Origin of the sequence: Leeuwenhoekiella nanhaiensis, from assembly GCF_002744755.1 — a bacterium.
Lineage (GTDB): Bacteria > Bacteroidota > Bacteroidia > Flavobacteriales > Flavobacteriaceae > Leeuwenhoekiella > Leeuwenhoekiella nanhaiensis.
The window spans coordinates 353,103-378,839 of the sequence record NZ_KZ319290.1 but is presented as its reverse complement, the minus strand read 5'-3'; the positions used below and the strand labels follow the sequence as shown (position 1 = coordinate 378,839).

Genomic DNA, 25,737 nt, shown 5'->3' with positions numbered 1-25,737 from the left:
AAACGCTTTCGCTACAAGGCTTAAGCACAGATGTTAAAATTAAGGACATGCAATCGAAAAACGTTCAAAAACACCACATTACAGCTTTTTGTATAGGTAATGTTGAGTTGTATATCTAACTTGTATAGGTGTATTAGATGGAAAGTATATACTCAACAAGGCCATCTTCACGCTCTAAATCCATTTTTTTACGCAAACGATATCTTTTAATTTCTACGCTGCGTACCGAAATGTTGAGTAAGGGAGCGATTTCTTTGGAAGTCAAATTTAAGCGCAGGTATGCACATAGTTTAAGATCATTAGGAGTGAGCTTGGGATGCAGGCGTTTGATCTTCTTTAAGAAGTCTTTATCAGCATTATTGAAGGCCTCTTTAAAAAACTCCCAATCTTTTTTAGGATCCAGATTGTTATCTATGATTTTAATAACCGATTTGGTGTTTTTTTGTTCTGCCTGTTCCAATTCCTTTTTAATGGTATTCAGCAGCTCATTTTTCTTAACCAGATTCATTGTAGAGGCAGCGAGTTCTCTACTCTTACTATCTACATCCTGCTGAAGTTTTTCATTCTCAAGCCTGATAATTTCCCGCTGCTTTTCAGAATTGGCCAGTTCAATTTTACGGTTATTAATCTCGATGAGCCGCTGTTTTTGTTTCTGGTAGTGGCGGCGGTTATACATCTGAATTCCTGTCAAGAGCAATAGCCCCAAAACAACATAAGAAGCAATGGCCAGTATAGATAAATACCAGGGGCGTTTGATTCTAAACGGATAGCTGAGCGTATTCTCAGAATAGGCTTCACCAATGCGCGCCCGCACTTCAAAAACATAGTCTCCATAAGGAAGGTTCTCATAAGAAACCTGAGCTTCGGGTGACCAGGCAGACCACTCCTCGTAATAGCCCTTTAGACGGTACTGATAGACCACAGCACGAAATTTATCATATTGCGGAACGCTAAACATAAACCGAAAATTAGACTGCTCGTTAGCAAATGTCTCTTCTAGATTCTGATTGATGTATTGCAACTTTCCGTCCCGGGTACCGTTCTCGATACTCCGTAATCGAATGGTAAATGCTTCCTCACGAGCCTCGTTGAGGTCAAAAAGCGTATATCCGGTAGAATTGCCCAGCAAATAGACATTGGTGCCTACCGGGGTAATATTCTCAAATCCCGGAATATCTCTACGTGCTTTCGCAGGTAGGGCAAAACGGTTAATTTCAAACTCATCCGCGAGAATACCCGGCTTGAGATAACTAATTTCCTGTGAATTGAAAGCCCACAAACGATCATTCTCGGGGTCATAGGTAAGTTTACCCGTAGTATAACTACCAGTTTCAAAAAAACTCTTAGTTAGCAGAATGTCCATCTGAAAAGTTTCGGTCTGTTCATTGAGTTCATAAACACCCGCATTGCTCACGTAAAACAAGCGATTTTTATAAGAGGTAATACCTGCTTTTTCTGCAGGCGGTAATTCAGGGATTAATTTGTAATTGCGAACCTGTGTAAAATTTTCGTTTACCGAAACTTTAAAAACTCCTTTGTACTCGTGACTCACATAAATTGTCTGATTGGGTCCCAGACCAAAATACCGACTCGAAATGTCAAAGCCGGTAATCTTATTGCGCAGCTCCCAGCCGTTTGCAGTATTTTGCAAGACATAAAGACCACTGTAATTTCCCTGAATGGCAAGCCCCTGAGCCTTATCAAGCCATTGAATCTGCCAGGTTCCCGGTGTTTTTGCAATTTGCCTTACGCTCGCCTTATCTACTAAAAAAGTACCTTCGTGATGACCACAAAACAGATCATCTCCCAGTTTATTAAGACTCCATACCTGCCCCTTGGTTCCGGAAATTAATTGGTAATTATTTGCTTTATCCTGAATAGTGCGGTAAAATAATCCCTGATTGGTACCTAAGTATAAATAGTCTCCCATACGGGCAGCGGTATAGACTGAGCCCAACTTACCGGCATTATCCCTAAAAACTTTAAAAGCCGTACTGCTGTTAATAACACTTATACCATTGTCAAGCCCCAACCATACGTTAGCATCCCGATCTTCTTTAATACAAAGCACTGTATTATTACTGATACCACGCTGCTGATTCAGCACGTAATCGAAAGTGAAGTTTTGATCTAAATGCATAAGCCCTGAGGAGATGGTACCCAGCATCAGTGAACCGTCCCTAAGCTTCTGGCAACTATAAATTACTACCTCCTGAACATTTTGAGGCACGGGAATATTTATTACTTCATCATTTTTAAGACTAAAAAATCCGGATCGTGCAGTAATCAATACAAATCGGCTTTCCTCTTTAAAAAAACCAACCAGAACGTCATTCTTTAAAAATTCAGCCTCTGAAATCAATACTGCTTTTCCTTCCTGAAGCTGAAAAAGGCCCTGCCCTTCCAGTTGAAAATAAACCGATTTATCAATCCGGAATGCTTTAGTAATGTTCCCTTCCGGCGCAAAGATATCAAGACTCTGATTCTGTGTATCGTAGCTGTAAATTCGGTTTAAAGACTGAAATAAAACCAAATTATCAATGGTAAAAATATTCCAGAACTGTTCATCTTCTACCAGTTGCAGTTCTTCTTTTCGGCTTAACGAATGATACTCTAGAAGTCCCTTTTGATCGGGCTCCCAGTAGCCAAATTCCATATAAGCCCCTGTATAAATGCGATCCCCACTGGTCTCAACGGCTCTTATAATGGTTTTATTAGGAGAATCGTAAATACGCCAGCGCGCGCCATCATATTCCAGCAAACCCGAATTGTTTGCTACGTAAATAAAATCATTAGCTCCCTGAGTGATTGCCCAGTTTTGATTCTCTGCGGCATATTCTTCAGGCGAAAAGTTTTGCACAGGAGGCAGCTCCTGCCCTATCACGGGAGGCAGAAAGAGTATAAAGCAACAAATGAAATGTAGAAATTTCAACAAAGCAGTGTTTTAAAGCAAGATACTTAAAACCGAAGCTAACTTCTAAAACTGATACCGGTAGTTGAGGCCGATTCCCAGGTTTTCTTTAGAGAGATTGCTGTAATCTACGCCAAACAAACCGGTGAAACTCCCGAAATTACTGGGATACGTGAGCTCCAGAAAAGAATAAATGGCTTTTTCAGTTACAGGATAAGGTCTGCCGTAAGTACCTAAATTTTTCACATAACTCACTTTACCTTTAAAATTAAATTTACCCAGACTACCTGTCGCTCCAAGGTGATGAATGTAAAAACGGTCGTTTATATTTTTGTTTTCTGGATTAACGCGGTCCGGAATTACAAAAGGCAAACCAATGATGCGGTTGTGGTATTGCCAACCTGTGTTGTAAATCCCGTTCCAGAAATAACTGTCGCTGCCACTTACACTACCCTGAGTAGGATCCTTCGAGAAGCGCCCGCTCTGAGATACGGTTTGAACATATTCATAAATAACAGCATCTATAGAACCCCAGTTTTCCGGCTCCAGATAAGCGCCCCAAACCCCGTCAGGAAAATTGCTGAGTTCAATCCCGGAAGTATCTTCAAACAGTGACTGATGGTACATTCGTAAATAAAAGTTTTCACGGGTTAAGTCATAGGCAAGTTCGTAAGACCCCAAACCATTTCCTAAGGAGTTTACCTGCTCTCCGTCAAAAGAACCGGCATTACTGGATCCCTGTCCAAAAAAAACATCTATAAAATCCCTGAAACCGGAAGGTTGCTTGCCGAAATTGGGGTTACTTGAGGTTCCACCAAACTGCACATAATGCTTCATACTCCCACTCAGACGGTCTCCCGGCGAAAAAACCAGTGCCAGCTCGAGGCTTTTGTGATGTACCTGTGCATTTTCAACCACCCGGTCGTCTCCCAGAAAATAATGCCCAAAAGTGGCTTTGGCTTCAAACCATTTAAAAATTTTGAAGGGTTCGGTCATTTGTAAATATACTCCGGGTAAAGCGCGTGCGTTGTTACTCCATACGATATCACCGCCTACACTTGAGATTCCACTTAACTTTTCGTCACGATGCTTTAAACCAAGATCGGCCCTGATGATCTTCCACTGGTAGGTGCCATAAAGCTGGTCTATTATTGCACCGTCATACAAACCATCTTTATATAATACCCCTCCGCCCAATTCAAAGCGATTGTCTTCATCTAAAGCCTTTTCATATTTAGTCTCTGCCAGAGCATAAAAGTTAGTCTGCTCATCTACGCGGCCTTTTTGATTGGCATAAAACCAGAAGTTATTAGCATCGCCGCTTGAAGCCATTCCGCGCAGCTCTATTGAGGTCACCAGACTGTCCTGGGCCTGTAATACAGAAACGAGCATCAGACTCAGGAAACTAAAAAGGGTTTTCATACTTGTTTGTTTAAATGTGGAAGGAAGTGTTTAACATCTTAAACCGGTCAATACATGTATTTTTACACTAAATAAACCGGCAGCATGTTTTCTATTTTCAGTTCTAAAAAACTCCTCGCCTCCAGATTAGGCGAATTTACAGATATTCACAATCATATACTACCCGGAATCGATGATGGGGCTAAAACACCAGAAGATTCTCTGACATTGCTCTCTCATTTTAAGGAACTGGGAATAACAAAGCTTATCTGCACACCGCATACCATGAGTGATTTTCACCCCAATACTCCAGAGAGTATCCTTGGAGCCAAAACAAAACTGGAAGAATTTTTAGCCGAAAAAGGCCAGGATTCGTTCAACATACGTGCTTCATCTGAGTATATGATGGACAGTGCCTTTACCGATTTACTGGAAGCCAAAAAAATCCTGCCGCTTAAGGAGCAGTTTGTTTTGGTAGAAATGTCTTATTTGCAACCTCCGGTTAACCTGCGAGAAATTTTGTTTAAAATAGGCAATGCCGGCTTTGTTCCCGTACTGGCACATCCCGAGCGCTATGCCTTTTACCACAGTAAATACGACACCTATACCGAATTGAAGAGCATCTGTAAATTTCAGCTTAATGCCCTTTCAATCACCGGCTATTACGGTTCGGGAATTGCCAAAACAGCCCTCAAGCTTCTGGAAGATGGGATGTTTGACTTCTTTGGAACAGATACCCATCATATGCGGCATATTGAAAACCTGAAGAACGCCAAATACCCGGGTAAATACGAGCAGGCTCTGGAACGCATCATCAGCAACACCACTGAGACATTTAGCTAAAATTTATGCTGAAGTAAGTCTTTCTAAATGAGACTGAGCTTCTTTTACTCTGTAACTTTGGGCGGAACGTATACATTGCTGCAGTAAGGCTGAATCTAGCAGGGTTTCTTTGGTATTGCTAACCAAGACCAATGATCCGGTACACGCAGTACTTTCCATTTCGGTGGAAGCTTTAAGCTCTTCATTTTCTTTTTCGGATGAAAAGAGCGGTTCGTATTCCAGAGGATAATCTTCCTTATTGATACCGAAGGATTCCAGCACCCGTTTTGCAACCTCGGGTACGGTTAACAGTTCATAATCCTTTGGAATATAGACTCCCGAAGCTGCACCCCCCATCAAAACGTCTAACATAGGCATCAACTGCCCGGGTTGCACGAAAGCCCTTCTGGACTCCTTTCCGCGAATGATAAGTGGCTGATTTTTAGAAATTCGTTCTTCAAACAAAGGCACAACAGAACCTGACGAACCGTACACATTGCACAACCGCAGGATGTGAATTTTAATATCGGGATTTTGCTTCTGCTCCCTCAGCGCGTACATTTCAAAAAGCTTTTTGGTGCGCCCCATCACACTTTGGGGGTTTACTGCTTTATCTGTTGAAACAAAGATGAATCGAGCTACCTCATGCGCTATCGCCTTATCGAGAATCTGCTTAGCTCCTGTAAAATTGGTATTAATAGCTGCACACACATTAGTCTCAACCATAGACACGTGCTTGTAAGCCGCCGCGTGTATAAGCGTCGTGACTTTGAACTCATTGAACAGATACGCAACGAAAGCTTCATTGCAAATGCTGTCTATAAAATACCTGATCGCGGTATTCGGGGCGGCCTGTTTTAATTCGAGTAGCAGGCTGTGCAAAGCTGTTTCGGCAAAATCAACCAGAATCAACTGTTTTGGATTGCGTTTCGCAAGACCCAGGGTGAGTTCGCGGCCAATGCTTCCTGCTGCTCCCGTGATTAGAATGATTTCGTTCTGTACTGATTGTTGCATCATAATCAGCGTGAAAAATACGCAATTAGCGTTTCCTGAATGTAGTTAAGTTCGCTTTTTGTGAGTCCGGCACCGCTGGGCAGGCACAGGGCGTTTTGCCAAAGACTTTCGGCAACGGGATTCCCAAAATACTGCTGTTCTTTATAGATTCCCTGTAAATGTAAGGGTTTCCAGGGTTGGCGGCTCTCAATTCCGGCACTTTGCAAGTATTGCATCAGGCCTTGGGGTGTAATTTCGGAGTCTGTTTCGGTAAAACGCAAAACATTCAGCCAATAGTTTGAAAAGCATTCCGGTGGTTCGTTTAACAATGTAACACCTGATTGCTCTTTGAAAATTTCGCTATACACTGCGTGTATATTTCGCTTTGCGGAAATCTTAGCGCCCAAAGACTGTAACTGACTCCTACCCAGAGCTGCATTGAGACCGGGCATCGCATAATTATAGCCCACCGCATCGTGTTCAAAAGCTTGCTGAGTGATTTTTGCCTGACACGCGAGATGCCGTGCCAATTTTGCCTGTTCGTTATTTTTACAAATCAGTGCTCCGCCCCCGCCGGTGGTAACGATTTTATTGCCATTAAAGGATAAGATTCCAAAATCGCCGAAAGTCCCGCAGGCCTTTCCAGCAACACTGCTTCCGAGTGCTTCTGCAGCATCTTCAATAAGCGGAATCTCGTATTCCTGTGCTATCGCTGCGATTTCCTGAATTTTGCACGGAATACCGTATGAGTGAACCGCAACAATGGCAGCCGGTTTTTTATGCTGACTTACACAAAATTGAATAGTCTCGAGCACTGCCTCGGGGTCCAAATTGTAGGTTTCAGGCTCGCTGTCCACAAAAATCGGAATGGCATTGAGATACGCGATAGGATTGGCAGTGGCCACATAGCTCATCGTCTGGCAAATCACAAAATCGCCACTTTTCACCCCCGCCAAAATAAGCGCTAGATGTAAGGCGGCAGTACCTGCATTTAAAGCAACAACCTCAGCTTCGGTGTTTAAATACGCTTTTAAATCTTGCTCAAAAGTCTGTACAAAAGGACCTCCGGCTGTAATCCAGTTCGCCTGCAAAGCCTCCGCCACCGCGGTAGTATCCGTTTCGTTAAGCAACGGAAGCGAAAGACCTATTTTTGGCGTTTTGTTCATAAATACACGGTATTACTTTTCTTCTTTAAACTGCTTTACCAAAAGTCTGAGGTAAAAATGAAACCCAAACCAAAGCATCATTTGTATAACAAAATACAGATAAATTCCGGTTACAGGAACCAGATAAACCGCCCCCAATACCTGAATCAGGGTCGCCAGAAAAACCACAAGCGCAATAAAGGCAGGTTGGTAACCCAGGCGCAACAATAAGGAATAACTGTGTAGCTTATCGCGCTCAAACAGCGATTTCCTGGCACGAAGACGCAGACTAAAAACCCGCAACGTATCAAAAAGGGGAAACCAAAATAAAGCTATTGCGACCGGCAGACGCTGGCTGTAAGTCTCAAGCCAGTAATTTGTTGTAGAAAGGTCTGCTTCAATAAATTTAATGAGTAACACACTGCACAACAAGCCCAGAAACAGCGAACCGCTATCACCCATAAAGATCTTGGCAGGTTTTTTATTGAGCATTCTAAAACCAAATACCGCAGCAACCACTACAAATAAAAACGGATTGAAAAAAGGAATCTGAAAAAACAGCATGCCTAAAATTGCCGTAAGCGCAACGAGAGCTGCCAGTCCGTCTGAACCGTCAATAAAATTAAACGCGTTGGTACCAAAGGTGATAATCGCTATACTCAGAATAACACTTAACGCATTAGGCATCAGTAGAAAACGGTCTTCAAATAAAACCGTTTCCAAACGTACATCGGCCACCACGACCACAAAGCCAATGAGAACGAGCTGGGTGATAAGTTTGGGTAGCCAGCCTAGTGGTTTGAGATCATCTATCAAACCCAAAATAAATATGCCTATAAGCCCCAGGAAAAGCCATTTTTCGGCCATAAGAAATTCGGGATAAAACCAAGCCGAGGCCCCAAAAATTCCCAGAACTATCGCAATACCTCCCGATGCCGGCACTGCTTTTTTGTGCAACTTTTTTCCGCCACCAACATCGTTAAAATAGTCTGCCAAATGGGTTTTGTAAAGCAGCATACATAAACCGTAGGTAAGCAACAGGGCTATAAACGGCGGCAGTAAATTGGCTAAAGAGTAGGGCACGTATCAACTTTATGGTTTTCAAATATACGCAAGGCCAAAGCAAACCTGTTTACAAATCATCTTAAATGAAAAAAAGCCGCCTGTTGGCGACTTTTGATTTTATCTTGTTCTGCAAGAAATTAGGATTCTAAAGTAGCGTCAAGCGTAATTTCGGCTTTGAGCAATTTTGAGATCGGACAGTTTTCTTTAGCCTTGTTGGCCAACTTTAAAAACTCGTCTTCGCTGCACTCCGGCACTTTGCCGGTTAAGGTTAAATGCACCTTAGTTACCGCACCGTCTTCAAAAGTTACTTTAGCTTCGGTGTGCAGGTTTTCAGGATTGTAATCCTCTTCGCCTAAAAACGCAGATAACTGCATGGTATAGCATCCTGCGTGAGCCGCTCCGATTAATTCTTCCGGGTTTGTACCTTTTCCATCTTCAAAACGGGTAGCAAAACCATATTTTGCAGCATCAAGTACACCACTTTCGGTAGAAATAGTTCCCATTCCGGCTTTTATTCTTCCTTTCCAAGTTGCAGATGCGTTACGTGTAAATTTCATAATGTTATTTTTTCATTTGGTTATACCTAAAACTAGGCATCAGACGACGCTCCTGCAACATTTTAAAGATAATTTAGCTTTTGAAACACCAGTATTAACGGGCTTTAACAGCTTTTTGGCTAACTTGCGGGTATGAAGACAGCGACGGTTTCTCAACTAAAGAAAGAATTGCAGCATCGGGACGAGGCAGACCTGCTCGAAATCTGCCTCAAACTGGCAAAATTCAAGAAAGAAAACAAAGAATTGCTTACCTACCTGCTGTTTGAATCTGATTATGAAACCGGGTATGTGGAAAGCGTCAAAGAGCTGATCGCCGAACAATTTGAGACCATCAATACCAAGAATTATTACTGGATGAAGAAAGGCATCCGTAAGATTCTGAAGGAAACCAAAAAATACGCCCGCTACTCCGGCAATAAAGAAACGGAAGTTGCGCTTCTGCTGTATTTCTGCGAAAAAATGACGGAAGTACGGCCGGCTATCCGTAACAACAATGTATTGCGAAACCTGTATCTGCGCCAGAAGGAATACATCGCCAAAAAGATCGAAGCGCTGCACGAAGATCTGCAGCTAGACTATATACATGCACTTGAAAAATTAGATTGATATGACCACCTTACAACTTGACCAATTAAAAGTACAATTAGATGAAGGTTCACTCGTGAGCTTTAAGGCTGACGGACACGAATACATACACCAGGTTGGCAGTCCCGGTTGGGGCAAGTCTGACGACGAAATGTTCCCCATCATAGGCCCTACTGATGAAGCCGGTTTTAAGGTAAAAACACCTAAAGGAGATGCGGTTCTAGATCAGCATGGGTTGTTACGCGAACTTAAATACCAATGCGTGAATGCTACAGATACCCGGGCAGTTTTTCAGAAAACCTACATGGCCAATACTCCGGTTAAAAACTCCAAATTCCCGAAAAAATCTAGCGAAGAATGGTTGACCTGGCCTTATGATTTCAGGTTTCAGAAGCAATTCAGCCTCAAGCAAAACGCTCTGGAAATTGAATTTATCATTACCGGCCCCGAAGAGATGCCGTTTATGCTGGGTTATCATCCCGCATTTAAATTACACAGTGAAAATCCGGTCGTAGTCACTTCAAAAGAGGAAATTCCATTACAGGATATTCTCGCAGTAGGCAGCAGGGCTTACGAGGTTGCAGATTGTACCGAGATCACACTTAAGGACGCCAAAACACTGCGCATCAGTTCGCAGGGATTTGGCAATTTTATGTTGTGGACCGAAGTCACCAATATGCTGTGCATCGAGCCGATAAGCTTTTATCCCTACGCTGTCGAGCAGAAAAATCTGGATAAGGGTTTTAGACAACTCATCAATGAGCCGGCGCGGTTTAAAGTGACTTTATCCGTTTAAATTAAAGTAAAGCTTCCCGTAAAACGGTCACGGGATGCAATGCCTCGCGTTGTGTCCCGTCTTTAATCTGATGTCTGCAACTGGTACCCGGCGCCACGATAAGCGTGTCTGAAGGCGCTTTACGCACAGCCGGAAACAGGGTCTGCTCCCCTATTTGCATACTGAGTTCGTAATGCTCTTTTTCATACCCAAAAGACCCGGCCATACCGCAACATCCGGAAGGAATAAGCGTTGGTTTATAATTTTCAGGAAGGTTGAGCATCGTAAAGGTATGTTCCATCCCGCTGAGGGATTTTTGATGGCAATGCCCGTGAATCTTGAGTCTTTTGGCTTGAGTGGTGAAAGATTTGGAGGTGATATTTCCCAACTTGATTTCGGCTGCGATAAACTCGTCAATGATAAACACATTTTTAGCCAGAATCTTTGCGGCTTCTACATCTTCACTCAGCCGAATGTATTCATCCCTAAAGCCTAAAATAGCCGAAGGTTCGATCCCGATAAGCGGGTGTTCTGCATCAACAAGATTCTTAAATGCCTTAATGTTTTTGTCGGAAACCTTAGCGGCTTCCTTTAAAAAACCTTTGGAAATCATCGAGCGTCCGCTCTCTGCGTGGTCTATCGTACGCACTTCATAATTGAGGCGTTGCAGAAGCACCACCGCATCTTCACCAATTTGGGCGTCCAGAAAATTAGTAAACTCATCTACAAAGAGGTAGACGGTTTTTATTGGCTTTTTAGGATTGAAAGCCCGCAGCTTTTTAAGACGTTTGCGCAAGGTTTTTTTAGCCAAAGGCGGAAGGCTGCGCTCAGGAGCCACCTCCAGGGTTTTCTTGATAAACTTACCGGTGAGTTTACCGGTGTACAAACCGTTTGTAACGCCCGGCACTACAGAAGCAAAGCGATTAAGGTAGCTGTTAAAGGCAAAAGCACGAGTGCGGAGGGAGCTCCCGTTCTCTTTTTTATACTGGTATTCAAATTCAGCTTTTAATGCTGCTACATCCACATTGCTGGGACATTCGCTGGCACAGGCTTTACAGCTGAGGCACAGATCAAAAACTTCTTTGAGTTCTTTATGATTAAAGGGATTCTTTCGGGGCGAATTGGTCAAAAATTCCCGTAAAGCATTAGCCCTGCCGCGAGTCGTATCCTTTTCATTACGGGTGGCGCGGTAACTGGGGCACATCGTCCCCCCGGCCAATGGAAGTTTTCGGCAATCGCCGCTTCCGTTGCATTGTTCAGCCGCTCTCAAAATGCCTTCAGAATCTGAAAAATCCATCAGGGTTTCTACCTCCGGTTCTTCGCGGTCTGGCGTATATCTCAAATGCGTATCAAGCGGTTGCGCATCAACAATCTTCCCCGGATTAAAGATATGCTGCGGGTCAAAAGCATTTTTAATGGCTTCTATGCGCTTATAATTCGCTTTACCCAGCATCAACTCCACAAATTCACCACGTACAATACCGTCGCCGTGTTCCCCGCTCATGGAGCCCTTATATTTTTTAACCAGTTGCGCCACAGCGGTGGTAATCTGCCGAAACAGCACAACATCACCGCTGGTTTTGAGGTTGAGAATGGGTCGCAGGTGCAACTCCCCCGCACCGGCGTGGGCATAGTACACTGCATCCTGCTTAAACTCTTCCATCAACGCGCTAAACTCTTTAATATATGGAGCGAGGTCTTCTAAAGCTACCGCCGTATCCTCGATACACGCAACCGCTTTGCGATCGCCTACGATGTTGCCCAAAAGACCCAGACCGGCTTTGCGCAACTCCAGCGCCTGCTTGATTTCAGGACCTTCGAGCGTTGGATGCGCATAACTCAATCCCGATGCATCCAGCGTTTCAATAAGCTTAAGAGCCTGCCGGCGTGCGGTATCTAAATCTGCCGCACGTACCTCAAGCATCAAAATGGCTTGCGGATCGCCCTGAATGAAAAACCGGTTTTTTTGCTGCTCCCGATTATTCAGGGTGCAATCTAAAATCACCTTATCCATCATTTCACAGGCATACAGATTATGCCGCATTACCGGCACAACCGCTTCGAGACAGGCATTAATGGTTTTGAAATGCGCCGCAACCATCACCCCTGCTGCAGGGGGAAGTTCGTCAAGTTTTAAAGTAATTTCTGTTGTGAATGCCAAAGTTCCCTCGCTCCCGGCAAGCAGTTTAGACATATTGAAGGCTTCAGGCGTATTGGAAAACACCTCATTATCCAAAAGTGCATCAAGCGCATAACCGGTGTTTCGGCGGTGAATTTCGGGCTTGGGATAGTTGCTTTTTATATCGGCCTGAGCTTCTTTGTCCTTTAATTGCTGATACACCGTGTCGTAAATTTTCCCTTCAAGACTTTGTAGTTTTCGCTTTTGCGCAAATTCTTCCGCAGTTAAATCTTTAAAAACCGCTTCGCTACCGTCACTCAACAGGGTCTTTAGCTCAACCACTTTATCGCGGGTTATGCCATATTGAATAGAAGTCGTACCGGAAGAGTTGTTGCCTACCATTCCGCCAATCATGCAGCGGTTTGAAGTAGAAGTATTCGGACCAAAAAATAAACCGTGAGATTCCAGAAAACTGTTTAACTCATCCCGAATGACGCCGGGCTGAACTTTAACCGTTTTTTTCTCCTGATCAAAGTCTATAATTCTCGTAAAATGTTTCGAAACATCTACCACAACCCCCTCTCCTACACATTGCCCGGCGAGCGAAGTACCTGCCGTACGGGGAATGAGCCCAACCTTGTTGGCCTGAGCAAAAAGGATCAGTTTTTTGAGGTCTTCCTCGTTTTTTGGAAATGCCACCGCAAGAGGCAGCCGGCGGTAAACCGAAGCATCTGTCGCATATAAATTGCGGTGCAATTGATCGGTCAACAACTCTCCTTCGAGTGATGCGGTTAGGGTATCGAGAGCTTCGTCAAGGCTTGTAATCATAGGCTAAAGGTACAATTATTCACGGAACAGCTATTAACAGATTCTTAGATAAGCTTAACAAAAGATTGGCGCAGGCACTACTATAGCGTGTACTTTCTAAAACTACATTTGCACCAATCAAGTATTAACAAACACGAATTAATTATGAAAAAATTATTTATAGCTTTTGTTTTAATCGCTGGCTTTTCATTTAGCTCGCAGGCTCAGGAAATTGCAGATAATGCTTTAGGTCTACGACTTGGAGACAATGATGGTTTTGGTGCTGAAATCTCCTACCAACGTGCTTTAGGCGGAAATAACCGTCTGGAATTAGACCTTGGTATCAATGATGGAAAATACTACGATGCATTTAAACTTGCAGCTCTTTACCAATGGGTATGGAATATTGACGGTGGCTTTAACTGGTACGCCGGTGTAGGTGGTGGTTTAGGAAGCGTTTCATACGATAATCGTCCCAATGATAATGTTTACGATGGACGATCTGAATTTTTTGCCTTTGGAGCGGGAGATATAGGTATTGAATATAATTTTGACATTCCGCTTTTAATTTCTTTGGACTTCAGACCAGAAATCGGGTTTAACGACTTCAATGATGATTTAGGTTTTGATATCGCATTAGGTTTGCGTTACCAGTTCTAATAAGAAATCAACACTATTGAAAAGGCCGTCGATTGACGGCCTTTTTTTATGCATTAAAACTTCAGTTTTAAACTGAAAACAGAGAGGGTATTACTTTGTCAGGGAAGGTTTCTTTTTGAGCGCAATGCGCTTAATGGCTTTGGTGTACACCTCTTCATATAAGGGTACTACCTTCTCTATCGCAAAATTTTGGGCCTGTTCTTTAGCCTGTGCTTTAAAATTTTTAAGCCCGGCATCGGTGCGTAAGATCGTAAGGGCGTTAGCAGCCATATCGCTAACATCGCCCACGTCGCTTAGAAAACCAGAAAAACCGTGAACATTTACTTCCGCAAGACCGCCTGCATTAGACGAAATTACCGGAACCCCGTGCGACATAGCCTCCAGTGCGGCAAGACCAAAGCTTTCGGCTTTAGAAGGAAGTAAAAACAGATCTGAAAAACACAGAATTTTCTCTACCTCGTTGCTATTACCCAGAAAAACCACTTTAGGTGCAATGCCCAGTTCATTAGCCAGGTCTTCAGCAGGTCCGCGTTCAGGGCCGTCACCCACCATAATGAGTTTTGAAGGGATTTCCTTTTGAATCGCGTAAAAAGTTCTGATTACATCAGGGATGCATTTTACTTCCCTCATGTTACTGATGTGCGTAATGATGCGTTCATTTTCGCTGGCCATTAGCCCGCGCTGACAGTCTGTAAAGGTATTTTTTACGGTTGCCAAATCAATAAAATTAGGAATCACCTTTATTTTACGCTTGATGTCAAACAACCGATTGGTATCGTCTTTTAAACTTTGAGAAACCGAAGTAACGACATCACTTTTATTAATACTGAAGGTAACAGCAGGTTTGTAAAATGGATGGTTACCTACTAGGGTAATATCTGTACCGTGGAGTGTAGTCACCATAGGAATGCTTATCCCTTCCTGCTCCAGCATTTTTTTTGCCATATACCCCGCATAGGCATGCGGAATGGCGTAATGCACGTGAAGCACATCTATATCATAGCCCTTTATGATGTTTACCAGTTTGCTGGAAAGCGCCAGTTCGTAAGGCTGAAAATGAAATAAGGGATACTCCGGCACATTGACCTCGTGGAAAAATATCTTTTCGTTGAGCAGGTCAAGGCGTACGGGCTGCTTGTAGGTAATAAAATGAACCTCGTGACCGCGCTTAGAAAGCGCGATTCCCAATTCGGTTGCGACTACGCCGCTTCCTCCAAAAGTGGGATAACAAACTATAGCAATTTTCATCGTCTAAAATTACTCAATAATCAGACGGCACAGATTGCAAAAGCGCTTTTTTAGAAATAATTAAGAAGTTACTACAGTATGATCGCTTCCTGAATTACCTCCTGAATGCGGGTTCTTAAGTCGGAAGTAATCAACTTTCGGTTTTCTGCCGTGGGAAAGGTTCGGTTAGAAAGAAACACGTAGATGATCTCAGACTCCGGATCAGCCCAGGTAAATGTGCCTGTAAAGCCCGAATGACCGAAGCTTGCTTTACTTACGCATCCGCAAGTAGGCCCTACTGTTCCCAATTGAGGTTTGTCAAATCCTACCCCGCGGCGCACGCCCTCATCGCAATAATAACAGGTATTAAAGGCCTTCATCGTATTTTCCGAAAAATAGCGTTTACCACCATAATAGCCATTTTGCAAGTACATCTGCATCATTTTGGCCACGTCATTGGCATTGCTGAACAGGCCGGCGTGACCGCCAACATTATCTTCCATCGCGGCACCCATATCGTGCACATAGCCCTGCACCTGCTGCATACGCCAGTAGGTATCATTCTCAGAAGGAACAATTTTAGATTTTGAGAGGCGGGTCAGCGGTTTGTAACCCATTTCAAAAGCTCCAAGCGGTTCATAAAAACGTCTTTGGGTCAGGGTGTCGAGATCTGAGCCTAACGTATCTTCCAGGTATTTTTTGAAAAGGAAATACGAAAGATCACTGTATTTGTAAACACGTCTCGATAGCAAATCGGAATCTGCAATGGTTTTTATTATGCTATCCGGGTAATCGTTACGCAGGTATAAATCTTCGGCAACTTTAATGCTGAATTCGTCTTCCGGGCGGGTGCGGTAATAATTTTTGGAAAGCTTGCCGCTTTCATCAAAAGTCGCCGTATAAAAAGGAATCCAGGGTTTTAAACGCCCATAATGGGATAAAACTTCTTTTACAGTGATGTTTTGCTTATTAGTCCCCTTTAATACCGGAAGCAAATCTCCTAATTGATCATCAAGTTTGAGCATTCCGGCGTCGTATTGCTGCATCAAGACGGGTAGGGTTGCCAGAATTTTGGTCATTGAAGCCAAATCATACACATCGTCAAGCCCAACGGGTTGCTTTTTACGGTAGGTGTGATAACCATAGGCTTTTTCAAAAATCACCTTTCCATGACGGGCTACAAGCACCTGAGCTCCCGGAAACATCAGATCGGTAAGTCCCTCGCGCATCAGTTTATCAATTCCCTGTAATTTTTGGGAGTCCATCTGCTCCTCTTCGGGGATGCCGTATTTAAGGCGACGCAAGGTTCCGGTCTCGTAGCTGGTATTGATTCTAAAATGTGGATTGAGCGAAACGGGAAGTTTTCCTTCGGCACTGATCGCTCCAAAGATAAGCTGAGTACTGAGCTGCTGTGCAATACGGCTATTTTGATACGAAAGCACCACGCCTTCCAGTTTAGTAAGATCTTTAAGTTGAAGCAAGGCGTACGGACGTACAAATACATCGAGCACGGTAGGTTTAGCAGCTGCCACAGCTTCGATTGTAGCAATCTCCTGAGCTGAAAAGGAAAAGGATTTCCACGGTGTTTCGTTAGAACGGTGAAAACCAACAATGACATAATTGAATTTTTCCAGTTTCTGTAAAAGCTCGGTCGTGCTTGCTCCACTTACCTGGGTCACATCGGCATATTTCCGCATTGCTTCGTAAAAAGCTTTACCGCTGTCATCGCCCAGTTCTACGTAAGCGATTTTCTTATCATCTAAATCCTTAACGGGCAGGATCGCACCGTCATTTTTTAAAACGGTCAGAGCCTGAGCCATCGCTTTAGTATAAATCACATCATCTTCCGGGTTATTTAAATCTTCATACAGATTTTGCGTATCAACCGGCTGATAAGCGTTAAGGCCTACTTTAAACTTGGCAAATAAAATTTTCTTGACGGAGCGCGCGAGCCGGGTTTCAGTAATGCTTCCGTTTTTATAGGCTTCTTCTAGTTTAGCTGCTGCTTTCGGTACATTTTCACTTATAAGCAAAATATCGTTTCCGGCTAAGAAGGCTTCCAGATCGATATCTCCGGGCTCCTTAAAGTTAGCGGCACCTTTCATATTCAGGGCATCGGTAAAAATCAACCCCTGAAAATCAAGACTGTCTTTGAGCAAACCGGTCACCACATTTTTAGAAATCGAAGTGGGGTAAGCTTTTCGACTTTCTAAAGCCGGCACATTGAGATGCGCAACCATGATACTGGCAATACCTGCATCAATAAGGGGTTTGTAAGGATACATCTCAATAGAATCGAGACGCTTGCGCGAAAAAGGTATCGTAGGTAAGGTTTTATGCGAGTCCTGATTGGTATCCCCGTGCCCCGGAAAATGCTTGGCACTGCCCAAAACACCGGTGCTCTGCATTCCTTTTAGAAACGCAATACTTTTTTGAGTTACATTATTACGGTCTTCACCGAAAGACCGGTTTCCGATAATTGGGTTTTCGGGATTGACATTGATATCTACTACCGGGGCAAAATTGATATGCACCCCCAGACGCTTATTGTGTAAACCTATCTGTCTCCCTACTGCTTCAACAATCTTGTTGTCTTTTATAGCTCCCAAAGTCATATTCCACGGGAAAGCATAGGTAGAATCGAGACGCATCGCCAGACCCCATTCCGCATCCATCGCAACAAGCAAAGGTACTTTACTTGCAGCCTGAAACTCATTATTGAGCTTGGCCTGCCGCATAGGACCACCTTTAGAAAAAATCACACCACCTATATGCTGATTGCGAATGAGCGATTTAATCGCATCGGTTTTGGCCTTAGGATCGCTCGAAAAGACATCAACCATAAAAAGCTGGCCAATGCGCTCCTTTAGGCTCATGGCATTGTACACGCTATCTACCCAGGCTTGCTGCTCTGAGATTTCTTTTGCTACGAGTGGGTTATTGGTTTGTGCGGTAGCCTGAAAACCCATAACTAGTATGAGAATTAGGAAAAGTGATTTTTGCAGCATTGTTTTTTATTTAAAGAAACGGTTATGCCAGCTTTCTATTGCGGGAACCTCCCAATGTTCCTCATATTCTTCAATGGTATTGACCAAATTGTTGAAAACCGTGGTATTCTTACCCACAGCACCGTCTTTAGCCATCTTTTTAAAGTCGGCCAAAGGTTTAAAATGAAGTCGGTCATTCTGAATGTAGGTCACATTCATTTTATCTAGAAGCGAAACATCATAAGCCGTTTCCAGTTTTTGTATAAAACGCACCTGAGCGTCTATAGAACATCCTGAGGCAGCGTTTATGTGCTGATCAAGACCTATCACAATAAAGCGATCGTACTTAATCTCAAAACCTGCATTGAGGTCAGCTCCGTGGGCAGTCCACTGCTCCAGAAAAACAGCAAGTTCCTGTTTGAGTTTGGGAAGTTCTTCTTCGGTAAATTTACGATCGCTCTGGTAAATCCAGACACGCGAAGTTTGAGGTAATTCCTTAAATTGAATAAGCATAAAAAGTGATCCTGTGTAAGATCACAAACTTAAGGTTTATCGCAAAGTTGATGTGGAAACAGAGTGTTAAAAGGCTCTAAAAGCCAGAAGTTTGTCTTTTGCTTCAGACGAAGCACATATGCTTTTAATGTACGGATGCTTTACTACTCAATATGTGAAATCACTACCCATTTACTGGTAGGGCCATCATACACCAATTCAATCATTCCCTGTCCTGAAATATTAAAGGATGAACCGGTTAACGTATCTACCTGATTGCCGGGTAGTGACAAGTTACTCATATTAAGAATAGTAAGTGTGCTTTTGTCATCCTGATACAGATATACGTGACGCCCATCATATCCTCCCCGAATCCCGGTAATTTTAATATTTCCCGGTGTATTGATCAGCTTGATAACTATTTTATCTTCGTTGGCCTGCCCTGCACCAATCTTAAGGTCCAGATTATTTGTAATTCCTCCCGGGAAAACCATAATACTCTTCAGGTCTCTTACTCCCATCGAATAGAAACTTGAACTGCGCATAGAGATTCGGCCTTCGTTTAAAACCAAATTTTGACCCAAATCAATAGTGGTAAGTACACCATTTTCATCTGCTGCAACCAAAGCATCTACATTCTTGTCAATAATTGCAGACTCTACCATAATGGTCCCATTAACATCAAGCATCTTGGTAGGCTGGGTAGTCCCAATACCAACCTGAGCCTGAATTGAGAAAGGCAGAATACTTACAAAGGCAACGACAATAAGTTGTACTGTTTTCATAATTTGGGGTTTGTTATGTTTTATTCCTGAAACTTGATGATAAACCAGCGTCCTAAACCATCATCACCACCATTCTCATCGTAAACTAATTCACAAAATCCCTGCCCTGAAGTAGAACGTGAAGCATTGGCAAGGGTAAGAATTCGGTTTTGAGGTAGAGATCCATTATTATCCTGTTCAAAGCTCATATTTGCAGAACCAGCATTGTAAATAATTACACGTCGACCGTGAGTACCTCCCTGCAATCCGGTTATAGAGACCTTGCCTCCCGTATTGAATACGGTAAGCAGCGTAATATCTTTGTTACTGCCATTAATATCTAAATCCAGATTATTGTAGAAACGGTTACCTCCACTATTTTTATCGGGAGTCACTGTATCTAAATCGTATTCTCCCAAGGATAATTTTGTTGGGGTGAGCCGAATTTCCTTTTTGTTATTTTCTTTAATAATGCCTCCACCCAGTTCGGTTTTTCGAAGCAAACCATTTGAGGTTGTACCGGTAAGATCAAGACCTGTGGAAGAAAGATCACGTACTCTGACATTACCATTTACATCTAACTGATGCTGTGGATTTGAAGTACCAATACCCACCTGGGCAGTCACTAGACCGCTTCCAAAAAAAATAATTCCTAAAGACAAGAGTAATTGTTTCTTCATACGCCGGAGGTTTTTAATTTCTAAGGTTGACCAGTAGCCATTTATTTATTCTACCATCATAAATGAATTCTGCCACTCCCTTACCACTAAGTCCCATACTGCTTCCATTTGGCAAGATGATCTGGTTTTCATCACTTGAAGCGTTTGCACCGTTAGATCTATCAAGAAAAGTAACATTGACTGAAGATTCATTTAAAACGTAAATATGCTTTCCGTCTATGCCATCCTGAAAACCGCTTATGCTGTAATTACCTGAAACATCATTAAGCCTCACAATTGGAGTCATTTGATGCACTCCATCTAAGGCTATGTCAAAATTGTGATAAATATTACCGCTGCTTAGCGTATTGGTAGTAACCGATAAATCCTCAATATTGAGTAGGTCGGCACCTGAATCGTTTATAATCGTAAGTTCATTATTAATAATTCCAAAATCATCACCCAGATCAACTTCACCAAGAAGACCGGTATCGTCAATACCTACGACGCGTTTAGGCTGCACTGACGTATCTGGGATATACTGCATCGCGCCGGCCACGTGAAGCGTCGCCTGCGGATTTGTAGTACCAAAACCCACTCCCTGAGCGGATATCTGGCAGGTGCCAAATAGTATACTAAAAACACTATATACTATAAGAACAAAGTTTTGATTTGGGGTAAAACTGTACATATCCTGTTAGTTACCCTGCTAATATAAAAAGATTAAAGGATTAAATGCAAATATAATCGTTGAAATACATATATAAAGTTAAAATTTAACTAAACCAAAAAGAAGTGTAGGTTTTTGAACTACAAAATAATGTTCTTATATATTGTTTAGCTTGAAAAAAAAAAGCATCGTTCTCACGATGCTTGAATTAAACTTATGTTTTACAGTATTTATAAATCATCTGCTGCTGCAATCATTTCTGCAATGTCTAAAACTTCAATTTCAGACTCCTTTTCTTTGTTTTTGACACCATCAGTCATCATGGTATTACAAAAAGGGCAACCTGCGGCAATTATTTCAGGTTTTGTTTCCAATGCCTGTTCGGTTCTCTCAATATTGACGTCTTTGTTCCCGGGTTCTGGTTCCTTAAACATCTGAGCACCGCCTGCACCACAGCAAAAACCTTTTGTTTTACAACGCTTCATTTCTACAAGCTCCACTTCGAGCTTAGCTAAAAGATCTCTTGGCGCTTCATATATACGATTAGCTCTCGCCAGATAGCAAGGATCATGAAACGTTATGCGCTTGCCTTTATATTTACCGCCTTCAACAGTTAAACGACCTTCGTTAATAAGGGACTTTAAAAACTGGGTATGGTGCAAGACTTCGTAATTACCCCCCAAACCGGGATATTCATTAGCAATGGTGTTGAAGCAATGCGGACAGGCAGTTACAATCTTTTTTACCTCATAGCCATTAAGCACTTCAATATTGGTAACGGCCTGCATTTGGAATAGAAATTCATTTCCGGCGCGTTTTGCCGGATCACCGGTGCAGCTCTCTTCAGTTCCCAATACCGCAAACTCAACACCAGCTTTCGCCAATAGCTTAACAAAAGCCTTAGTTATTTTCTTTGCACGGTCGTCAAAACTACCGGCACAACCCACCCAGAATAAAACTTCAGGGCTTTTACCTTGTGCCATAAATTCTGCCATTGTAGGAACTTTGATCGCTTCTGCCATAAGATTTTCCTCTTTTGAGTTAGTCTTTAAATACTTCTATGGTAACGTCTTTTTCTACCAAATCTGTAAATTTCCCTTTATAGCGTGTTGCACGTACCAGGTGATTGTCTATCCAATGATAGTTACCGCCTCTGGGTTTGCCCATCAATAAGCTGTGGTAGTTAAAGCCATGTTTTTCCAGCCAGGCTTCTGTAACTTTACGATGCTCTTCGGTGCGTGAGGTGAAAAAGCAAATAATATGACCTTCATCATACCATTTATTTAGGGTTGCCAAAGCATCCGGAAATGGTTTACAGGTTGCCATACGCTCTGGCTCCTCATTTGGCACATCTTCGGTAATAGTACCGTCTATATCAATGAGGTAGTTTTTCACACCTTCTGGCAGTACCGGACTTACATGCTCGCCATCCTGCAATTTTTCACTTAACATTTTGTCTACTTCCTCTTTTTTCATGAGATTCAATTTATAATAATTATGGTTGGTTGCTAGATTTCGTTTATCCAGTTCGCACGATCCATTTGGTTAAACGGCCAGGGAGCTGCATTATTTTCAATATTGGTCATAGCGTTATTAAGGTCAGAAGGGGCCGCGCTTTGCTCCATAACCAGATATTGTCTCATATCCATGATTATGGAAAGCGGATTGATTCCTACCGGGCAGGCTTCAACGCAGGCGTTACAGGTTGTACAGGCCCACAATTCCTCGCGGGTTATGTAATCATCCAGTAACTGCTTACCGTCTTCTTTAAATTCCCCCTTATTAGCATCAATATTTTTACCGATGTCTTCAATACGATCGCGGGTCGCCATCATAATACGACGAGGTGATAATTTTTTACCGGTTTGATGTGCAGGGCACTCGCTGGTACAACGACCACACTCGGTACAGGTATATGCATTTAAAAGTTGTGCCCAACTCAAATCTGTCGCTTCACTGGCACCAAATTTTGCCGGAACCTCATCTGCCGCACCCTCTTCCGGCATGGCATAAGGATCGGCATCAGGATCCATCATTAACTTCACTTCATTAGTAACCGCTTCCAGATTATCAAGTTCACCCTGTGGTTTAAGTCGGGCGAAATAGGTATTTGGAAAGGCTAAAAGAATGTGTAAGTGCTTGGAGTAATACAGGTAATTCAGAAAAACCAGAATACCTAATATATGTATCCACCAGGCCGCCCGCTCAATCATAATGACAGAAGCGGTGTCCATATTTTCAAATATCGGAGCGATAAACTGACTCACAGGAAATGCCCCGACAATACCCGAAGCCTGAGCGTAGTGCTCTGCTCCTCGCAGTTGAAGACTCAGGTCTGCCGCGTTCATAGTAAGAAAAAGCAACATCAATACCACCTCAAAATATAAAATGAGATTGGCATCAAGCTTTGGCCAACCCTTAAGTTCTTTATTTAGGAAACGTTTGATGTGTAAAACGTTACGCCGTATCCAAAAGATGATTACACCCACTAAAACCAATAAGGCGAAAACCTCAAAAACTGCTATTAAGAAATCGTAGAAACCTCCTAAAAAGCTAAAAATACGGTGTGTACCGAAAATCCCATCAATAATGATCTCAAGTACTTCGATATTAATGATGACAAAACCCAGATAAACCAATACGTGGATAATACCCGAAACCGGTCTGCGCACCATTTTATATTGACCCAGTGCAATCTTGGCCATGTTTTTAAATCGCTGTGGTTTGTTGTCGCTGCGGTCTTCATCGCGACCCAATTTGATATTGCGAATGAGTTTTCTGCAATTGACAACGAAAAAACCAATACCTGCTGCAAGAGCCAGTATAAAAAGAATGTTAGGTAAATATTCCATCAGGTTTATTTAAGTGAGTCTTTCGGCTCCTCGTAGGGCCCTGGCTTTTTACCAAATACCGAAAAGTGTACATAGCGTTTAGGGTTAAGCTTTATATCCTGAAGTAACTCTTCCATTTGCTTGGTAGCGCGCTCCAGGTTATTGTACATATCTTTATCATTGATGAGTTGACCCAGTGTGCCTTCACCCTGTTCTATTTTTCCGGAAATGCTTTCAAAGTCGGCCAAAACGTTCTCCATTCTGCCTACCAGTTCGTTAATATTCACATGTGATAAACTGTCACTTACTTTACTGAAGTTAGCCGACATCTTATCAAGATTGGTAAACGTACGACTCAATTTCTGATCGTTATCTGCCAGCAGTTCATTCAGATTTTTTGAAGCTTCTTTGAAGTAGATTGCAGTCTGGCTGATGTCTGCAATGGTCTCCCGTAAATTTTTGCGGGTTGGCTCATCCAGTACATTAGAAACCCCGGTTAACACAGAGTCTGTACTGTTGATTACCGATTCTACTTTGGCCTGTAATGGAGTTAGACGCTCATTTACCAATTCAAAAATACCTTCATCAATGGTACCTTCAAGCGTATCCCCAGATTTTGCCATTTCATCCCGGTCATATTCAGGAACTATGGAAAGGTTTTTACCTCCAATTAAACCACCTCCGTAAATCTGGGCTTTACTGTTTTTTGAAAACTGAAAATCATTTTGAACATTGAATGTTACGAGCAGGTCTCCTTTGGTATCGGCAAAATCAATAGACAATACTTTACCTACAACAAGACCATTTATCGTCACATTAGATCCCGGAGAAAGCCCTTCGACATTATCATAGATAGCATAGTAGGTACGGTCATTATTGAGCAGGTTGTTACCCTTGAGAAAACTATAGCCAAAGATCAATAGCGCTATGGCTATAACAGCTAAAAGACCTGTTTTTACTTCTCTAGAAATGTTCAATGCACTGATTTTTTGATGAGCCCCAAATTTAGGAATAAAATCTCTTGGGACTTTACCTGCTAACTTTTATTTATAAAATCGTTAGCGTTTCGTTTTATCCCATTTCTAAAGGCGACAATATAGGCTGTTTTATATCCTTTAGCCTGGGCTTCACTTAATTTACGTTGAATTTCAGAGTAATTTGAAGTATTTCCGTAATAATACTTATACAGCTTTCCTTCCTTTTCACGCTCAATAGGAGAAAGACCCTTAAAATTATAAGGTTTGGTATCGAGGCTGCGGCTACTCGCTGCTATCTGAACCCGAAAGACAGCATCTTCAACCACCACATCTTCAACCTGAGCTACGGGCAACTCTTTTTGAATCGGTAGAAAATCATTGGCTCTCACATGATCTTTGTAGTCTACAACAGCACGAGCGATGGAACCTGCGATCTCCTGCTGACCTTTAGAAGAATTCAGATATCTTCCTTCCTCAGTATTGGTAATAAAACCGGTTTCTATAAGAATGCTGGGCATTACGGTCTGATGTAAGACTACAAAACCTGCCTGCTTTACGCTGCGGTCTTTTCTCTTTAATTTCTCTCTAAAATTATCCTGAACGTAACTCGCTAACTGAATGCTTTGATCTAAAAATTCTTCCTGCATCAGGGTAAGCCCTATAAGTGACTCCGGAGCATTCAAGTTATACTGGGCATACTTCTCCTTGTAATTATCTTCCAAAAAGATCACCTCGTTTTCAGCCTTTGCAACTTCAAGATTCGTTTTGTTACGATGCAATCCCAAAACGTATGTCTCCGCTCCTGATGCCTGTGAATGGTGAGCATTACAATGTATTGAAATGAAAAGATCTGCTTTTGCCCGGTTTGCAATATGACCCCGCTCTTCAAGACCTATAAACACATCGGTTTTACGGGTGTAAATTACCTCAATGTCCTGATCACGTTTCAGTTCATCACCTACCAGCAATGCTATTTTTAGAGCAATATCCTTTTCTTTGATGCCGCCGTTAGTATTCTTACCCGGATCGTGACCGCCGTGACCGGCATCAATCACCACTACAAACTTTTTATAGTCAGTGGGTTTTAGATTGGCGTAACTTGTTTTCGCATAAGCGAAAACCATAAATACTAATAAGTAGGTTATAATCGTTCTCATATTTGGGTAACGTCAATTTTGTTGGGCTATTTTACAAACATTTTAAAACCTGCACCTGCGTTTTGCTGCGATCAGCGTACAGCATCACCAGGGCTTTTCTATTTTACTCGGGTTTACCTAGGGCTTCTAAAAA

Annotated in this window: 22 protein-coding genes; 4 read left to right on the top strand and 18 right to left on the bottom strand. The window is 42.5% G+C overall.

Annotated features, from left to right (window positions below; genetic code table 11):
* Nucleotides 1–133: 133 nt before the first annotated feature.
* Both CJ305_RS10550 and CJ305_RS10545 read right to left on the bottom strand, forming a co-directional pair.
* Nucleotides 134–2,932, bottom strand: coding sequence for a triple tyrosine motif-containing protein (locus CJ305_RS10550; protein WP_099646220.1), 2,799 nt, complete (start codon nt 2,930–2,932; stop codon nt 134–136).
* Between the two features lie 45 nt (nt 2,933–2,977).
* Nucleotides 2,978–4,333, bottom strand: coding sequence for a capsule assembly Wzi family protein (locus CJ305_RS10545; protein WP_099646219.1), 1,356 nt, complete (start codon nt 4,331–4,333; stop codon nt 2,978–2,980).
* A gap of 84 nt (nt 4,334–4,417) precedes the next feature.
* Here CJ305_RS10545 and CJ305_RS10540 point away from each other — a divergent pair, with 84 nt between their 5' ends.
* Nucleotides 4,418–5,155 (top strand): tyrosine-protein phosphatase, encoded by a 738-nt coding sequence (locus tag CJ305_RS10540; protein ID WP_099646218.1) that lies wholly within the window; start codon nt 4,418–4,420, stop codon nt 5,153–5,155.
* Nucleotides 5,156–5,158: 3 nt separating this feature from the next.
* Here the strand turns inward: CJ305_RS10540 and CJ305_RS10535 are convergent, their stop codons facing one another.
* From CJ305_RS10535 to CJ305_RS10520, 4 genes are all read right to left on the bottom strand, one after another.
* Nucleotides 5,159–6,151 carry an SDR family NAD(P)-dependent oxidoreductase gene (locus tag CJ305_RS10535; RefSeq protein WP_099646217.1) on the bottom strand — a complete coding sequence of 331 codons (993 nt, stop codon included), beginning with the start codon at nt 6,149–6,151 and terminating at the stop codon, nt 5,159–5,161.
* Nucleotides 6,152–6,153: 2 nt separating this feature from the next.
* Nucleotides 6,154–7,293: a DegT/DnrJ/EryC1/StrS family aminotransferase gene (locus CJ305_RS10530; protein WP_099646216.1), complete on the bottom strand. Its 1,140-nt coding sequence runs from the start codon at nt 7,291–7,293 to the stop codon at nt 6,154–6,156.
* 12 nt (nt 7,294–7,305) lie between these two features.
* Entirely contained in the window at nt 7,306–8,355 is a 1,050-nt protein-coding gene (locus CJ305_RS10525) for a glycosyltransferase family 4 protein (RefSeq protein WP_099646215.1), read from the bottom strand.
* 119 nt (nt 8,356–8,474) lie between these two features.
* Nucleotides 8,475–8,894 (bottom strand): OsmC family protein, encoded by a 420-nt coding sequence (locus tag CJ305_RS10520; RefSeq protein WP_099646214.1) that lies wholly within the window; start codon nt 8,892–8,894, stop codon nt 8,475–8,477.
* Nucleotides 8,895–9,026: 132 nt separating this feature from the next.
* Here CJ305_RS10520 and CJ305_RS10515 point away from each other — a divergent pair, with 132 nt between their 5' ends.
* Together CJ305_RS10515 and CJ305_RS10510 are read left to right on the top strand one after the other, a co-directional pair.
* Nucleotides 9,027–9,500: a hypothetical protein gene (locus tag CJ305_RS10515; protein ID WP_099646213.1), complete on the top strand. Its 474-nt coding sequence runs from the start codon at nt 9,027–9,029 to the stop codon at nt 9,498–9,500.
* 1 nt (nt 9,501) lies between these two features.
* Nucleotides 9,502–10,275: an aldose 1-epimerase gene (locus CJ305_RS10510; RefSeq protein WP_099646212.1), complete on the top strand. Its 774-nt coding sequence runs from the start codon at nt 9,502–9,504 to the stop codon at nt 10,273–10,275.
* A 1-nt stretch (nt 10,276) separates the two neighbouring features.
* Here CJ305_RS10510 and CJ305_RS10505 read toward each other — a convergent pair whose 3' ends face one another.
* The gene (locus CJ305_RS10505) at nt 10,277–13,201 is read right to left on the bottom strand and encodes an FAD-binding and (Fe-S)-binding domain-containing protein (protein WP_099646211.1); all 2,925 of its coding nucleotides are present in this window, start codon (nt 13,199–13,201) and stop codon (nt 10,277–10,279) included.
* A 144-nt stretch (nt 13,202–13,345) separates the two neighbouring features.
* Here CJ305_RS10505 and CJ305_RS10500 point away from each other — a divergent pair, with 144 nt between their 5' ends.
* The gene (locus CJ305_RS10500; protein WP_099646210.1) at nt 13,346–13,840 is read left to right on the top strand and encodes a hypothetical protein; all 495 of its coding nucleotides are present in this window, start codon (nt 13,346–13,348) and stop codon (nt 13,838–13,840) included.
* A gap of 90 nt (nt 13,841–13,930) precedes the next feature.
* Here CJ305_RS10500 and bshA read toward each other — a convergent pair whose 3' ends face one another.
* The 11 genes from bshA to CJ305_RS10445 all read right to left on the bottom strand — a co-directional run bounded on the left by bshA (nt 13,931) and on the right by CJ305_RS10445 (nt 25,604).
* Entirely contained in the window at nt 13,931–15,088 is a 1,158-nt protein-coding gene (gene bshA / locus CJ305_RS10495) for an N-acetyl-alpha-D-glucosaminyl L-malate synthase BshA (protein WP_099646209.1), read from the bottom strand.
* Nucleotides 15,089–15,159: 71 nt separating this feature from the next.
* Nucleotides 15,160–18,075 carry a glycoside hydrolase family 3 N-terminal domain-containing protein gene (locus CJ305_RS10490; RefSeq protein WP_099646208.1) on the bottom strand — a complete coding sequence of 972 codons (2,916 nt, stop codon included), beginning with the start codon at nt 18,073–18,075 and terminating at the stop codon, nt 15,160–15,162.
* 6 nt (nt 18,076–18,081) lie between these two features.
* A complete protein-coding gene (locus CJ305_RS10485) occupies nt 18,082–18,567 on the bottom strand; it encodes an ABC transporter ATPase (protein ID WP_099646207.1) in 486 nt (161 codons plus the stop codon).
* Between the two features lie 143 nt (nt 18,568–18,710).
* Nucleotides 18,711–19,331 carry a hypothetical protein gene (locus CJ305_RS10480; protein ID WP_099646206.1) on the bottom strand — a complete coding sequence of 207 codons (621 nt, stop codon included), beginning with the start codon at nt 19,329–19,331 and terminating at the stop codon, nt 18,711–18,713.
* Nucleotides 19,332–19,351: 20 nt separating this feature from the next.
* Complete coding sequence (locus CJ305_RS10475) at nt 19,352–19,990, bottom strand: hypothetical protein (RefSeq protein ID WP_099646205.1); 639 nt, start codon at nt 19,988–19,990, stop codon at nt 19,352–19,354.
* A gap of 13 nt (nt 19,991–20,003) precedes the next feature.
* Nucleotides 20,004–20,660 carry a hypothetical protein gene (locus CJ305_RS10470; protein ID WP_099646204.1) on the bottom strand — a complete coding sequence of 219 codons (657 nt, stop codon included), beginning with the start codon at nt 20,658–20,660 and terminating at the stop codon, nt 20,004–20,006.
* Nucleotides 20,661–20,869: 209 nt separating this feature from the next.
* The gene (locus tag CJ305_RS10465; protein WP_099646203.1) at nt 20,870–21,661 is read right to left on the bottom strand and encodes a (Fe-S)-binding protein; all 792 of its coding nucleotides are present in this window, start codon (nt 21,659–21,661) and stop codon (nt 20,870–20,872) included.
* Between the two features lie 19 nt (nt 21,662–21,680).
* Nucleotides 21,681–22,115, bottom strand: a complete 435-nt coding sequence (locus CJ305_RS10460) for an LNS2 domain-containing protein (RefSeq protein WP_099646202.1) — start codon at nt 22,113–22,115, stop codon at nt 21,681–21,683.
* A 32-nt stretch (nt 22,116–22,147) separates the two neighbouring features.
* A complete protein-coding gene (locus CJ305_RS10455; protein ID WP_099646201.1) occupies nt 22,148–23,491 on the bottom strand; it encodes a 4Fe-4S dicluster domain-containing protein in 1,344 nt (447 codons plus the stop codon).
* Between the two features lie 5 nt (nt 23,492–23,496).
* Nucleotides 23,497–24,447 carry an MlaD family protein gene (locus tag CJ305_RS10450; RefSeq protein WP_099646200.1) on the bottom strand — a complete coding sequence of 317 codons (951 nt, stop codon included), beginning with the start codon at nt 24,445–24,447 and terminating at the stop codon, nt 23,497–23,499.
* A 59-nt stretch (nt 24,448–24,506) separates the two neighbouring features.
* Nucleotides 24,507–25,604 carry an N-acetylmuramoyl-L-alanine amidase family protein gene (locus tag CJ305_RS10445; RefSeq protein WP_099646199.1) on the bottom strand — a complete coding sequence of 366 codons (1,098 nt, stop codon included), beginning with the start codon at nt 25,602–25,604 and terminating at the stop codon, nt 24,507–24,509.
* Between the last annotated feature and the right edge of the window lie 133 nt (nt 25,605–25,737).